The sequence below is a fragment of the Sphingobium indicum BiD32 genome (assembly GCF_000382885.1).
GTDB lineage: Bacteria > Pseudomonadota > Alphaproteobacteria > Sphingomonadales > Sphingomonadaceae > Sphingobium > Sphingobium japonicum_C.
The window spans coordinates 15,545-28,238 of record NZ_CAVK010000198.1 but is presented as its reverse complement, the minus strand read 5'-3'; the positions used below and the strand labels follow the sequence as shown (position 1 = coordinate 28,238).

Genomic DNA, 12,694 nt, shown 5'->3' with positions numbered 1-12,694 from the left:
AGGTTTCAGCAGCCCCGGCGGATGATGGGTAGGGTGAGAAGGACGGAAAATCCCTTCCCCTCGCGTGGACCATAGACGATTTGGCCCAGATCCCCAAAGCGCGCCGTCAGCCGATCACGGACATTGGCAAGGCCGATGCCGCTGCCGCTGTCCGACAGGCTGGGCGGGTTGTCGCCATCGTCGGTGACGGCGATGTGCATCAGGTCGCCATTCTCTCGTGCCGTTATACGGATCTCCACCGGGCTGGAGGTGCGCGAGACGCCGTATTTGATCGCATTTTCGACGAGCGGCTGGAGGATGAGGCCGGGGACGCAGGCGCTCATCAGGGTCGGGGGGATGTCTATCACCGTATTGAGCCGGTCCGGGAAGCGGACCCCTTCGATGTCCAGATAGAGTTTCTGGAGATGGACTTCCTCCTCCAGCGGCACGTCGTCCAGCGGATCGCCGGTCAGGCTGGTGCGGTAGAAGTTGGAGAGCGACATGATCATCTGTTCCGCTTCGTCCCGCCGGTCCTTCATGACGAGGGAGGAGAGGGAGTTGAGCGTGTTGAACAGGAAATGCGGGTTCACCTGATAGCGCAGCGAGCGCAGTTCGGCCTGCTGGGCGGCACGCTCCAGTCGGGCGGCGCGACGTTCGGTGCGATGCGCTTCGCTGGCGTAGGAGAGGGCGAGATAGAGGCCGGCCCAGGCGGCGAGGAAGAAATAGCGGCTGATCGCATCTTCCACGATCTGGACGAAGGCATAGGCTTCTTCGCTGCCATATTTGCTGTGATCCGCATCGGCAAAGATGTTCACCGGATCATAGACGTTGAACATGTAGAAATTGGCCGAGGCCATGGCGAGCGCGAAGGGCGCGGCGAGCGAAAAGGCGGCGACGATGCGGACGCTGAGCGGCTTGGTGTCGAACCGGCGCAGCGCCAGATAGAGGATCCAGGTGACGACGATGCCGATCACGGTGACGACCGCGCGGCGGACGCCCAGTTCGCCCTGCGATTCAAAGCCCATCACGGCGGCGCGCAGGGTCACGAGTATGGCGTAGAAGAGCCAGAAACCCAGGATGGAATAGAGCGCGATCGCGGGCGATACGCCGCGTTCGCCGTCGTCGGGAAGGCTTGTCATCCTCTCCTTTTACGCGGTGCCAACGCAAATGTCGCCCCATGGCGTGGTAGCTGGTCGAACTGGCCCGCCCGTTGGTCGAACGCGGGCCGGGAACCGCCCCCTGCCGTCGCCCGTTGATCCGGCAGAGAAGGAGAGAGCGATGAACGAGCAGGATGGGGTGCGCCCCAGCAGCCGCGAGGAAGCGGGCGATGTGCGTGAATCCGACGCGCAGGACCATGTGCTGAGCGAGGAAGAGAAGCTTGACGAAGGGCTGAAGGATTCGATGGATGCGTCCGATCCGCCCGCGACCAGCAAGCCTGGCGACCATGGGGACCCTGTGCCGTCATCCGGCTTTGAAGAGCATCAGGATTGATGGTTATTTGCCGGGAATCATGTTAGTTTTGCACCAGGGAATTGCGAAAACGCACCCTTGATCCTGAGAGGAGCGACAAATCCATGCCGACATCTGCCACCCCCGCGATCGAACGCATTGCCCGTGTCCTGGCCGGCCGTCAGCTGAGCCATAATGGCGGCGGCAGCGACCCCCATGCGGCCGGCGCGGTGGACGCGGCGTGGCCTAATCATGTCGATGATGCCTATGCGATATTGCACACGCTGCGCGAGCCGGACGCGCAGATGGCGCAGGCAGGTGACGTGGCGGTGTGGCGCAGCATGATCGGCGCGGTGCTGGAGCGGCGGCCGGGCGCTTGATTTCCTGCACGGGCGACTGTGATATTTTCATGTTGCGCCGCACAAAAAAATCTGGTCCCTTGTGAATGGCCGTGGAACAGGTGCTTAAGCCTATAGTAACCATAGTAGGCGCATGTTCTGACGATCGACTTCAAGTCGGAGGGCATGACAATGGGTACGAGTGCAAGACCTGCGGACGGGGCCGTTACCCTGGCGGAATTGCGTGAATTCGCCAGTTTCCCGTCTGCCACACAACGCTATATCCGCCGGTCGCTCGACATCGGCCTGCATCGCCGCGATGCGATGAAGCTATGGTCGCGCGACATGGTGGAGGAAGCGTCCATCCGGGCGCAGGCGCGGATTTATGGCCGGATCGAGGAGATCAAGGCGCGCGTCCCTGATGATAGCGGGCTGGATCAGGTGGAGCCGTTCATGGCACCGCTGGTGACCATCTCCGCCTTCGATTTGGGGCAGGACCGGCTGGCAAGTTTCTCGGCCTATCGTTTTCTCTATGAGCGGTTGCTGGGCGCGGGCGCGCGGCCATGGTTGCCGGGCGCTTTCTGCGCGGCGGCTAGCCTGCCGCATCTGCACCCCGAAAAGCGGCGTGTGCTGCTCCAGTCGATCAGCGAAGCGGCGGCGACGGCAGTAGGCTGGTCTAATCGTGAGCCGACCTTTTATCCTGAGTGGGTTGAGAAGGTGGATTTGAGCAAGGCCAACTGAGCTTTCGCAGGGCGTCGCTTCTGGGGGAGGCGGCGCCATCCTCCCCTTTTAGGGGAGGTGGATGGCCGTAGGCCAGACGGAGGGGGGATGCGTTTGCTCCCATGGGGCGCATCAGGACGCCCGCCCCCTCCACCGGCTTTGCCGGTCTCCCTTCCCAGTGCTGGGGAGGAATTATTGTGCGCTGATCCACACTTCTACCGGAGTCGCGTCCTGACGCAGGGCGAGGCGGATCGGAAGCTGTTCGACCGGGCCGTCCTCCAGTGCCCGCGCATAGACCGCCTTCTTGGCGTCCCCGCTGATTTGCAGAAAGACGTGGCGCGCGGCCAAAATCGCGCTGGCGGTCAGCGACAGGCGTTGGTGTGGCGCGGCGGGGGGCGTTACCGCGATGGTGCGGGCGGTGCCGGTCAGGCCATCGGCCAGTTCGGCGGCGGCGGGGAAGAGCGAGGCTGTGTGGCCATCCTCTCCCATGCCCAGCAGCACGATATCGAGCGGCCAGGGGATGGCGGCAAAGGCGGCTTCCACGGCGGGCTGGCCAGCATAGGCGTCGGCCGCATCATTTTTCATCGGCACGAAATGCGCGGCGGCAGCGGGGCCGGTCAGCAGGGTTTCGCGCAGCAGCCGTTCGTTGCTGTCGGGCGCGTCCGGGGCGACCCAGCGTTCATCGACCAAAGTGACGACCACCTTGCTCCAGTCGAGCGGGGTTGCAGCGAGTGCCTCCAGCACGGGCTTGGGCGAACGGCCGCCCGACAGGGCCAGGCTGGCGGTGCCGCGCGTGGCGATGGCATCGGTCAGCAGCGCGGCGATGCGGGTGGCGAGGTGGGCGGCAGCCTCATCGTTATTGGTGAAAAGATGTTCGGTGGGCATGAGATTATTCCACGGTTTCGGGCAGGGTGCAGATGTCGATCCATGTCGCGCCGGTCAGCAGCGCGAGGCGCGCGGGGCTGATTTCGACCGAGCTGGTGCGTGACCCGGCGGCGGGAAAGACGGTGGCGAAGGCTTGCAACGAGACGTCGCAATAGACGGATAGCGGGCTGGCGAGGCCGAAGGGGCAGACGCCGCCGACCGGGTGGCCAGTGATCGCTTCCACTTCGTCCGCGCCAAGCATTCGCGGCTTGGTACCGAGCGCGGCCTTGGCTTTGCTATTGTGCAGGCGGGCGTCGCCGCGGGTGCAAATGAGCGCGACACCGTCGCCGACGCGCAGCGACAGTGTCTTGGCGATGCGGGCGGGTTCGACGCCCAGCGCTTGCGCGGCCTCGATGACGGTGGCGGTGCTGACGCCCTGGTCGATGATCGTGATGTCTGGTGCGTTGGCGGCGAACCAGGCGCGGACCGATGCTTCGCTCATGCACGCTCGCTTAAGCTGCGCTCCCAGGCGAGAGCGTGGCGGACGATAAGATCGAGATCGGCGTAGCGCGGTTCCCATGGGAAGGTGGCGAGGATGGCGCGATTGTCGGAGATCAGCGCGTCGGGATCGCCAGCGCGGCGCGGCCCCATGGTCCGGTCGATCGTCATGTTGGTGACACGGTCGACCGCGTCCAGCACTTCAAGGACCGAGAAGCCCTTGCCATAGCCGCAATTGAGGAGGTGGCTGCGCACCGGGTCGGCAATCAGCGCTTCCAGGGCGAGGACATGGGCGGCAGCAAGGTCGGTCACATGGATATAGTCTCGAACGCCGGTGCCGTCGGGGGTGGCGAAGTCGGTGCCGAATACCGAGACGCCTTTGCGCTTGCCCAGCGCCGCTTCGACCGCAACCTTGATGAGGTGGGTCGCGCCTGCGGTCGACTGGCCGCTGCGGCCCTGCGGGTCGGCACCCGCGACGTTGAAATAGCGCAGCGCACAGAAGTTCATCGGATGTGCTGCCGCGACATCGCGCAGCATATATTCGGTCATCAGCTTCGACATGCCATAGGGATTGATTGGCCGCTGCGGGGTGGTCTCCTTGACCGGGCTTTCTTCGGGGATGCCGTAGGTGGCGGCGGTGGAGGAAAAGATGAAATGCTTGACGCCGACGCGGACTGCGCTTTCGATCAGGTCGCGAGTCTTGGCGCTGTTGTTGTGATAATATTTGAGTGGGTTTTCTACCGATTCCGGCACGACGACGGAGCCTGCGAAGTGCATGATCGCGGTGATATCATGGTCGCGCAGGGTGGCTTCGACCAGCGGCTGGTCTGCTATGTCGCCGCGCACCAGAGGCACGCCATCTGGCACGGCCCAGTCGAAGCCGGTGACAAGATTGTCGATGACGACGACGCCATAGCCTGCATCCTTGAGCGCCAATACGGCGTGGCTGCCGATATAGCCTGCGCCGCCAGTGACCAGGATTGTTGGCTTTATCGTCATGCTCTCACCCCATGTTGGCGTGTTCCCGCCTGCGCGGGAACACGGTGTATGGAGGGAGACCTAAACGAGGGACGTTACGAATTACAGTTTTTTCATGCTGCGGCGCGGGAGGGGGCGGGGCGGTAGAAGGTGCCGCCGGTCGCCGCCATGGCGCGCAGTTGCTCGGTCGCGGCAAAGCGGTCGCCATGGGTGGCCCGCAACCGGTCCAGCACTGCAACGACATGGGCGATGCCGACGGTGTCCATATGGCTGAACGGACCGCCGGTATAGGGTGCAAAGCCCCAGCCGAAGATAGCGCCGATGTCCCCATCTTCGGGCGTTTCCAGCACGCCTTCCTCGAAACAGCGGGCACATTCGACCAACTGGCGATAGAGGAGGCGTTCCTTGACCGCATCGACATCGGGCTGGTCGTCGGCGCGGGGGAAGTGGTCGGCGATGCCGGGCCAGAGCGCTTTCTTGGCCGTATCGGGATAGTCATACCAGCCCTTGCCGTTCTTGCGACCAAGGCGGTCGAGATCGACCATCAGCGTCATGACGTCGTCGGAGCGCTGCGCGATATAGGCGTCGCCCAGTTCCTTCTTTGCTGCCGTCATGACCTTATAGCCCAGCTCGATCGACACTTCGTCGCTGACCGCGAGGGGACCGACCGGCATTCCAAGTTGCTTGCCCGCATTTTCGACGAGCGCGGGGTTGATTCCTTCGGCGACCAGTTCCGCGCCTTCCTGCACATAGGTGCCGAAACAGCGCGAGGTGTAGAAGCCGCGCGAGTCATTGACGACGATCGGGGTTTTCTTGATCTGCGCGACGAAATCGAGCGCCTTGGCAATCGCCGCCGGGCCGGACTGTTTGCCCAGAATGATCTCGACCAGCGGCATTTTTTCGACCGGCGAGAAGAAATGGACGCCAATGAAATTTTCGGGCTTGGACCATGCGCCCGCCAGCTTGGTGATCGGCAGGGTGGAGGTGTTGGAGCCGAAGATGACGTCCGGACCAAGCACGGCCTCGACCTGTTTGGTGACTTCGGCCTTGATCGCGACATCCTCAAACACCGCCTCGATCACGAAGTCCGCGCCTGCCAGATCGGCATAGCTGGCAGTGGGGGTGACGCGGGCAAGCGTTGTTGCCAGCTTTTCGGGCGTCATGCCCTTGCCCAGCCGCTTTGACAGGACGGATTCGACATGGGCCTTGCCCTTTTGTGCGTAAGCGATGTCGCGGTCGAACAGGATGACGTCCATCCCCGCCTGCGCGGCGACGGTGGCGATGCCTGCGCCCATCATGCCTGCGCCGAGCATAGCGAGTTTCATGGTAGGGGCTTTGGGTTCGGCCTTCGGACGGCGCGCGCCGCGTTCGGCGGCCTGCTTGTTGACGAACAGGCTGCGGATCATGTTGCCGGCCTGCGGATCGGCCGCGACCTTGGCGAAATATTTGCTTTCGACGCGGATGGCGCGGTCGAAGGGCAGGATCGCGCCTTCATAGACGGCAGACAGGAGCGCGACCGGGGCGTTCATGTTCCGCTGGGTCTGTTTAAGCGTCATCGGCAGCGCGCCGACCATGGTTTGCACGAAGGCGGGGTTGAATGCGCCCGCACCACCGGGGAATTTGAAGCCTTTGGCATCCCATGGCTGGGTGGCGGCGGAGGGGTTGGCTTTCACCCATTCGCGGGCGGTTTCCAACGCGGTGCCCTGCGGCACGACCTGATCGACGGCTTTCAGCATCGCGGCTTCGGCGGGGCGGAACAATTTGCCCTGGAGCATATACATGAGCGCGGCCTGCACGCCCATCAGGCGCGGCAGGCGCTGCGATCCGCCGCCGCCGGGGAACAGGCCGATGAGGATTTCGGGCAGGCCCAGCTGGGTTTTGGGACTATCGCCGACGATGCGGCGATGGCAGGCGAGGGCGAGTTCAAAGCCGCCGCCGACGCAGGTGCCCTCGATCGCACAGGCGATCGGCTTGCCGCAGGTTTCGAGGCGGCGAAATAGCTGGTTGAGGACGAACACCTCGTTGAAAATGGCGGAGGGTTGCGGGCGGCTGCCGTCGCTGGTTGCCAGCATCGCGCCGAAATATTTGAGGTCCATTCCGGCCATGAAGCCGCTGTCCTTGCCCGATGCGATGACCGCGCCCTTGATCGCCTCATCGGACGCGATGCGGGTGATGGCTGCGTCGAGATCGGCGATGAAATCGGGACCGATGACATTCATCGACTGGTCGGGGACGTCGATGGTCAGGATGGCGATGCCGTCGGCGTCGGTGGTGATTGTGATGGTCTGCATGATGCTCTCTCCGATCCTCAAGGAGGGCTGTCGGCGCTTTCGTTGCGTCCAGACTGGCCCACCTCCCAAGCTCCCTCCCGCCTGCGGGAGGGGGAACAATTGCGTCAGATACGCTCGATGATGATGCCGGTGCCCATGCCGGCGCCCACGCACAGGTTGATGAGCGCGGTGCTCTTGCCCGATCTCTCCAGTTCGTCGAGCGCCGTGCCCAGCACCATCGCGCCGGTCGCGCCGAGCGGATGGCCCATGGCGATCGCGCCGCCATTGACGTTGATCTGGTCATGGCTGAGGTTCATCGCCTGCATGTAGCGCAGCACGACGCTGGCAAAGGCTTCGTTGAGTTCCCACAGATCGATGTCGGCGGTGGTCATGCCCGCGCGCTTGAGCAGCTTGCCCGCTACAAATTCCGGGCCGGTCAGCATGATCAGCGGTTCAGAGCCGATCGAGGCCATGGCGCGGATGCGGGCGCGGGGTTTGAGGCCGTATTTGTCGCCGATGTCCTTGCCGCCTACCAGCACGGCGGCGGCACCATCCACGATGCCGCTGCTGTTGCCGGCATGGTGGATATGGTTGACCCGCTCCAGTTCGGGATAGCGGAGCAGCGCAACAGTGTCGAAGCCGGGCATCTCTTCGCCGAGCGCAGTGAAGCTGGGCTTCAAGGCACCCAGCGACTGCATCGTCGCTTCGGGGCGCATGTGTTCGTCATGGTCGAGGACGACCTGACCGATCACGTCGCGAACCGGGACGATCGACCTGGCAAAGCGCCCTTCGTCCCAGGCCATCTTGGCGCGCTTCTGGCTTTCGACGGCATAAGCGTCGGCGTCGTCGCGGCTGATGCCGAATTTGGTGGCGATGACGTCGGCGCCGATGCCCTGCGGCGCGAAATAGGTTTTGTAGGCGACCGCCGGGTCCATCGCGATGGCGCCGCCATCCGAGGCCATCGGCACGCGGCTCATGGATTCGACGCCGCCGCCGATGGCGAACAAGGCCTCGCCCGACATGACCTTGGCCGCCGCGATGTTCACAGCTTCAAGGCCCGACGCGCAGAAGCGGTTGACCTGCACGCCCGGCGTGGTTTGCGCATAATCGGCGTTGAGTACGGCGGTGCGGGCGATATCCGCGCCCTGTTCGCCGACCGGGGTGACGCAGCCCAATATCACGTCATCGACATCGACCGTGTCTATCGCGCTGCGATCGCGGATCGCCTCCAGCACCTGCGTGGCCAGCTGGACCGGGGTGATTTCGTGCAGCGACCCGTCGGCCTTGCCCCGACCACGGGGCGTCCTGACGGCGTCGTAAATATAGGCTTCCATATGATTTTCCCTCTCCGTGGGTCACCCTTGCCGGGTGCATCGGATACGGACGTGAATGTATTTACGTTTACGTAAAGTGCAAGCGGGAAATGCGGTTTTCACGCGGTGCGGCTCTGACGTAGGGGCAGGGGTGGGCGAGTCGCGGGTTTGACGCTTGCGCGATATTCCGCTTCATGGGGGCGTGCCCGATGTCGATTCCCCCAAAGCCCCCTCGCCGCTGTCTATCCCCATTTTTCGCGCGATCTGGACGGCCAGTCTGGCGTCGAATTTCGGCGGGCTGATCCAGTCGGTTGGCGCGGCGTGGATGATGACGTCGCTGTCGGCCTCCCCGCTGCTGATCGCGCTGGTGCCCGCGGCGACGACGCTGCCGATCATGTTGCTGTCGCTATGGGCGGGCGCGGTTGCGGATAATCTGGACCGGCGCAAGGTGATGATCGGGTGCCAGATGGCGATGCTGGTCGTGTCGGCGGCGCTGGCGGTCACGGCCTGGGCCGGGCTGATCACACCCTGGCTGCTGCTGGCGTTCACCTTTGCGCTGGGCTGCGCCACCGCGATCAACGGTCCTGCGTGGCAAGCGTCGGTCGGCGACATGGTGCCGCGCGCGATCCTGCCGAGTGCGGTGGCGATGAATTCGATGGGGTTCAACCTGGCGCGCAGCGTCGGCCCGGCGCTGGGCGGCGTCATCGTCGCGACGGCGGGCGCGGCGGCGGCGTTCCTGACGAACGCGGTAAGTTATGTCGCGCTGCTGACCGTGCTGTTCCGCTGGCGACCCGATTTGCCGCCCAAGCTGCTGCCGCGCGAGCGGCTGGACGTCGCGATGCGGGCGGGGGTGCGTTATGTGGCGATGTCGCCCAAGATCCAGTTGGTGTTGCTGCGCGCGACCGTGTTCGGCATTGGCGCTAGCGCGGTGTCGGCGCTTATGCCTCTGGTGGCGCGCGACCTGCTCGGCGGCGGGGCGTTGACCTTCGGTATGACCAGCGGTGCATTTGGGCTGGGCGCGGTGATCGGCGCGCTATCGACCCGCCGCCAGCGTGCGCGCTTTTCGATCGAGACGATCGTGCGCAATGCGGCGCTGGCGCTGGCGCTGGGGACGGCGATCACCGGGGCGAGCGGCTGGCTGGCGCTGGCGCTGCTGGGCTATTTGCTGGCCGGTTTCGGCTGGGTCACCGCGCTGTCGACGTTCAACGTATCGGTGCAGATGTCGGCACCGCGCTGGGTCGTGGCGCGGGCGGTATCGCTTTATCAGATGACCGCTTTTGGCGGCATGGCGATCGGTGCCTGGCTGTTTGGCTGGCTGGCGGAGCATCATGGCGTGGTTGAGGCGCTCTATGCGTCGGCGGCGGCGCAGTTCATCGCGGCGATGCTGGGTCTGGTCTGGCGATTGCCCCAGACGGGGGACGACAATCTGGACCTTCAGAATAGCTGGCGTGAGCCGGATACGGCGGTGCCGGTCGAGCCGCGCAGCGGGCCAGTGGTGGTGACGATCGAATATCGCATCCCCGCCGGGTCGATCGTGCCGTTCCTGGCGGCGATGAGTGAGCGGCGGCGGATCAGGCGGCGCGATGGCGCGCATGGCTGGTCCCTGATGCGCGACCTGGGCGATCCTGAACTATGGGTCGAGCGCTATCATGTATCGACCTGGCTGGACTATGTGCGGCATAACCAAAGGCGGACCGTGGCCGACATCGCCAATAGCAATGCGATCCATGCGCTGCATGACGGTCCCAACCCGCCGGTGGTTCACCGGATGCTGGAGCGACAGACCGGGTCGCTGCCGATGGGCCGTGCGCCCGATCCGCGCGAAATGGGCGATGCGATGACCGATCCTACGCGATCGAACTGATCATTCCGGCGTTGCTGGTCGCCAGCCGGGCAGATCTTCCGGCGTGTCGATATCATGCAGGACGTTGCCTGTGGTTTCGATCTGAAGCCCGTGGCTGAGCAGCGCGCGGGCACCCTGATCGCCTTTCAGTGCCAGCAGTTCGGGGAAATGTTTGCGACCGATGAAGGCGGGGGGGGATGAGGAGAAGCTGTCGGTGCTGGCAACGACCGATCGTATGTCCTCCGCCGCCAGACAGATGCGGTTATAATGGGTCTGCGGCACGTCGGGCATGTCGGCGAGGCAGATGAGGATGCCGCGTATCCGGTTGATCGGCATGACATGCTCGACCGCGCGCACGATGCTGCCCGAAATCCCCTCTTCGGGGCGGTCATTGACGATGATGGTGTAGCCGCGCCGGTCAAGCTTGCGGTGTAGGACGGGGGCGACCTCGATCGGACGTACGACGGCGATGAGTTCGGCAAAGGCCATCGACGCCACGGTTTCGAGCGTATGGGCGGCAAGGGGCTTGCCGCGCAACTCCGCCATCAGCTTGTCCGTCTCGCCAAAGCGCGACGAAGTGCCGGCCGCCAGCAGGACGGCTGCGATGCGTTCAGTACGCATGGGGGGGAAGGATGAATAACATATTTGCTGTAGCGACCCTGACTTTTTGTTCGATTTGCCACCAGTGCGATCTTGTGTCCACCACCGTGAAAGGGTCTGGTCATCGGCAGGGCTAATCGCCATATGCGGGGCCGATACGATAAGGAGTGGCCCTGTTCATGGCATATGACCCCGATGCGGAGACGGTTGGCGAAGGTAAGGAGCCGGTTCCGGCGGATGTGTCGGAAGCGATCCGCACGCTGATCCGCTGGTCGGGCGATGTGCCCGAACGCGAAGGTCTGGTCGAGACGCCCGAAAGAGTGGCGCGGGCGTGGCGTGAATATTGCCGGGGCTATGGCGACGATCCGGCCTATCATTTGTCGCGCATTTTCCATGAAGTGGGTGGCTATGACGATGTCGTGCTGCTGAAGGATATTCCGTTCCAGTCGCATTGCGAACATCATATGGCACCCATCGTGGGCAAGGCGCATATCGCCTATCTGCCAGGCGCCTATGTTGTAGGCATTTCCAAGCTGGCGCGCGTACTGCACGCTTTTGCCAACCGCTTGCAGGTGCAGGAACGGCTGACCTCCGAAGTCGCCAACTGCATCTGGGAGCATCTCAAGCCCCAGGGCGTCGCCGTGGTGATCGAGGCGACGCATGGCTGCATGACCGGGCGCGGGGTGCGGACCCCCAATGTCATCATGAAAACCAGCCGGATGCTGGGCGTGTTCCGCGACGATGAAAAGTCGCGCGAGGAAGTGCTGAAACTTATCGCTTCATGAACGAGGAGGACGTCCCCTATCGCCCATTGGGCAGTGCGCGCGGTCCAACGGAGGAGGCTGGTGCCTTGCCGATCGCGGGCAAGCGGCTGGCTCTTGTGACGGGCGGGCACCGGCGGCTGGGCGGGATCATCGCGGCGGCGCTGGCAAAGGCGGGCCATTCGCTGGCGATCCATGGCAGTCACGATACGCGGCTCGATTCGCATCTGGCGCTGACGCTGGAGGAGCAGGGTACGCAGTGGGAAGGGTTCGTCGTCGATTTCGCCGACCCTGAAAATGCCGAGGAACTGATCGCCCAGGTTGCGGCGCGCTTTGGCCGCCCGCCCGATATATTGGTCAACAGCGCCGCGATGTTCGGGCAGGACCGGCTGGATAATGTGACCGCCGATGATCTGATGCGTCATTACGCGGTCAATTGCGCTGCGCCCACGATGCTGACCAAGGCGTTTGCGACCGTGCCTGCGGGCGTGGGCGACCGCTGCATCATCAACATATTGGACCAGCGGATTGACCATCCCCATGGCGACCAACTGGCCTATACGCTTTCCAAGCTGGCGCTGGCGGGGCTGACGCGGACGAGCGCGAGCAGCCTGGTGCCGCAGGTGCGGGTCAATGCGGTCGCGCCGGGGCTGACGATCGCGACGCCCGATTATGACGCGGACCAGATGGCGCGGCTGGAGCAGATGATGCCGCTCGGCCGTCTGCCACAGGCCGAGCAGATTGCCGAGGCGGTGCTGTATCTGGTCAATGCCAGCGCGGTGACGGGGCAGACGCTGTATGTCGATGGCGGCGCGCATATGCGCAGCTACGACCGGGACTTCATGCATCTGTGCCGATAGGTGCGGCGCAAATGCGGGACAGCGGGGACTGGCGGACGGCGCGTGTCGCCCATAGAGCAGATTTTATCTTTGATCCTCCCCTGCAAGGGGAGGTGGCTGGCGCAGCCAGACGGAGGGGCGTCCTGCTATCGACAGGGTGACCCCCTCCGTCAGCACTTCGTGCTGTCACCTCCCCACAGGCGGAGGAGTATCGGAATTTGATCGGTTTTGACTGACAAAGC

13 protein-coding genes are annotated in these 12,694 nt (G+C 64.1%); 6 read left to right on the top strand and 7 right to left on the bottom strand.

All coding sequences use genetic code 11. The features are described 5' to 3' along the window. Positions 1–5: 5 nt before the first annotated feature. Entirely contained in the window at positions 6–1,118 is a 1,113-nt protein-coding gene (locus EBBID32_RS18645) for a sensor histidine kinase (RefSeq protein WP_006963607.1), read from the bottom strand. A gap of 139 nt (positions 1,119–1,257) precedes the next feature. Between EBBID32_RS18645 and EBBID32_RS18640 the strand changes: the two genes are divergently transcribed. From EBBID32_RS18640 to EBBID32_RS18630, 3 genes are all read left to right on the top strand, one after another. Then, entirely contained in the window at positions 1,258–1,470 is a 213-nt protein-coding gene (locus tag EBBID32_RS18640; protein ID WP_006963605.1) for a hypothetical protein, read from the top strand. Positions 1,471–1,553: 83 nt separating this feature from the next. Beyond that, positions 1,554–1,808 (top strand): hypothetical protein, encoded by a 255-nt coding sequence (locus EBBID32_RS18635; RefSeq protein WP_006963603.1) that lies wholly within the window; start codon positions 1,554–1,556, stop codon positions 1,806–1,808. Between the two features lie 150 nt (positions 1,809–1,958). Then, positions 1,959–2,507: a hypothetical protein gene (locus EBBID32_RS18630; protein ID WP_006963601.1), complete on the top strand. Its 549-nt coding sequence runs from the start codon at positions 1,959–1,961 to the stop codon at positions 2,505–2,507. Between the two features lie 171 nt (positions 2,508–2,678). On the opposite strand, the gene pgl is transcribed toward EBBID32_RS18630, so the two are convergent. The 5 genes from pgl to EBBID32_RS18605 form a co-directional block, all read right to left on the bottom strand. Beyond that, on the bottom strand, positions 2,679–3,371 hold the full coding sequence (gene pgl / locus EBBID32_RS18625) for a 6-phosphogluconolactonase (RefSeq protein WP_006963599.1): 693 nt from the start codon (positions 3,369–3,371) through the stop codon (positions 2,679–2,681). A 4-nt stretch (positions 3,372–3,375) separates the two neighbouring features. After that, positions 3,376–3,852 carry a YbaK/EbsC family protein gene (locus EBBID32_RS18620; RefSeq protein WP_006963597.1) on the bottom strand — a complete coding sequence of 159 codons (477 nt, stop codon included), beginning with the start codon at positions 3,850–3,852 and terminating at the stop codon, positions 3,376–3,378. Continuing rightward, positions 3,849–4,847: a UDP-glucose 4-epimerase GalE gene (gene galE / locus EBBID32_RS18615; RefSeq protein ID WP_006963595.1), complete on the bottom strand. Its 999-nt coding sequence runs from the start codon at positions 4,845–4,847 to the stop codon at positions 3,849–3,851. Before galE ends, EBBID32_RS18620 begins: the two co-directional genes overlap by 4 nt. A 92-nt stretch (positions 4,848–4,939) precedes the next feature. After that, positions 4,940–7,117 carry a 3-hydroxyacyl-CoA dehydrogenase NAD-binding domain-containing protein gene (locus EBBID32_RS18610; protein WP_006963593.1) on the bottom strand — a complete coding sequence of 726 codons (2,178 nt, stop codon included), beginning with the start codon at positions 7,115–7,117 and terminating at the stop codon, positions 4,940–4,942. A 104-nt stretch (positions 7,118–7,221) separates the two neighbouring features. Continuing rightward, a complete protein-coding gene (locus EBBID32_RS18605; RefSeq protein ID WP_006963591.1) occupies positions 7,222–8,430 on the bottom strand; it encodes an acetyl-CoA C-acetyltransferase in 1,209 nt (402 codons plus the stop codon). A gap of 154 nt (positions 8,431–8,584) precedes the next feature. Between EBBID32_RS18605 and EBBID32_RS18600 the strand changes: the two genes are divergently transcribed. Then, the gene (locus tag EBBID32_RS18600) at positions 8,585–10,273 is read left to right on the top strand and encodes an MFS transporter (RefSeq protein WP_006963589.1); all 1,689 of its coding nucleotides are present in this window, start codon (positions 8,585–8,587) and stop codon (positions 10,271–10,273) included. Here the strand turns inward: EBBID32_RS18600 and EBBID32_RS18595 are convergent, their stop codons facing one another. After that, complete coding sequence (locus tag EBBID32_RS18595; protein ID WP_006963587.1) at positions 10,274–10,873, bottom strand: nucleotidyltransferase family protein; 600 nt, start codon at positions 10,871–10,873, stop codon at positions 10,274–10,276. Between the two features lie 158 nt (positions 10,874–11,031). Between EBBID32_RS18595 and folE the strand changes: the two genes are divergently transcribed. Further along, the gene (gene folE / locus EBBID32_RS18590) at positions 11,032–11,637 is read left to right on the top strand and encodes a GTP cyclohydrolase I FolE (RefSeq protein ID WP_006963585.1); all 606 of its coding nucleotides are present in this window, start codon (positions 11,032–11,034) and stop codon (positions 11,635–11,637) included. Then, positions 11,634–12,473: an SDR family oxidoreductase gene (locus EBBID32_RS18585; protein WP_006963583.1), complete on the top strand. Its 840-nt coding sequence runs from the start codon at positions 11,634–11,636 to the stop codon at positions 12,471–12,473. The genes folE and EBBID32_RS18585 overlap by 4 nt, the downstream gene beginning before the upstream one ends. Positions 12,474–12,694: the final 221 nt, after the last annotated feature.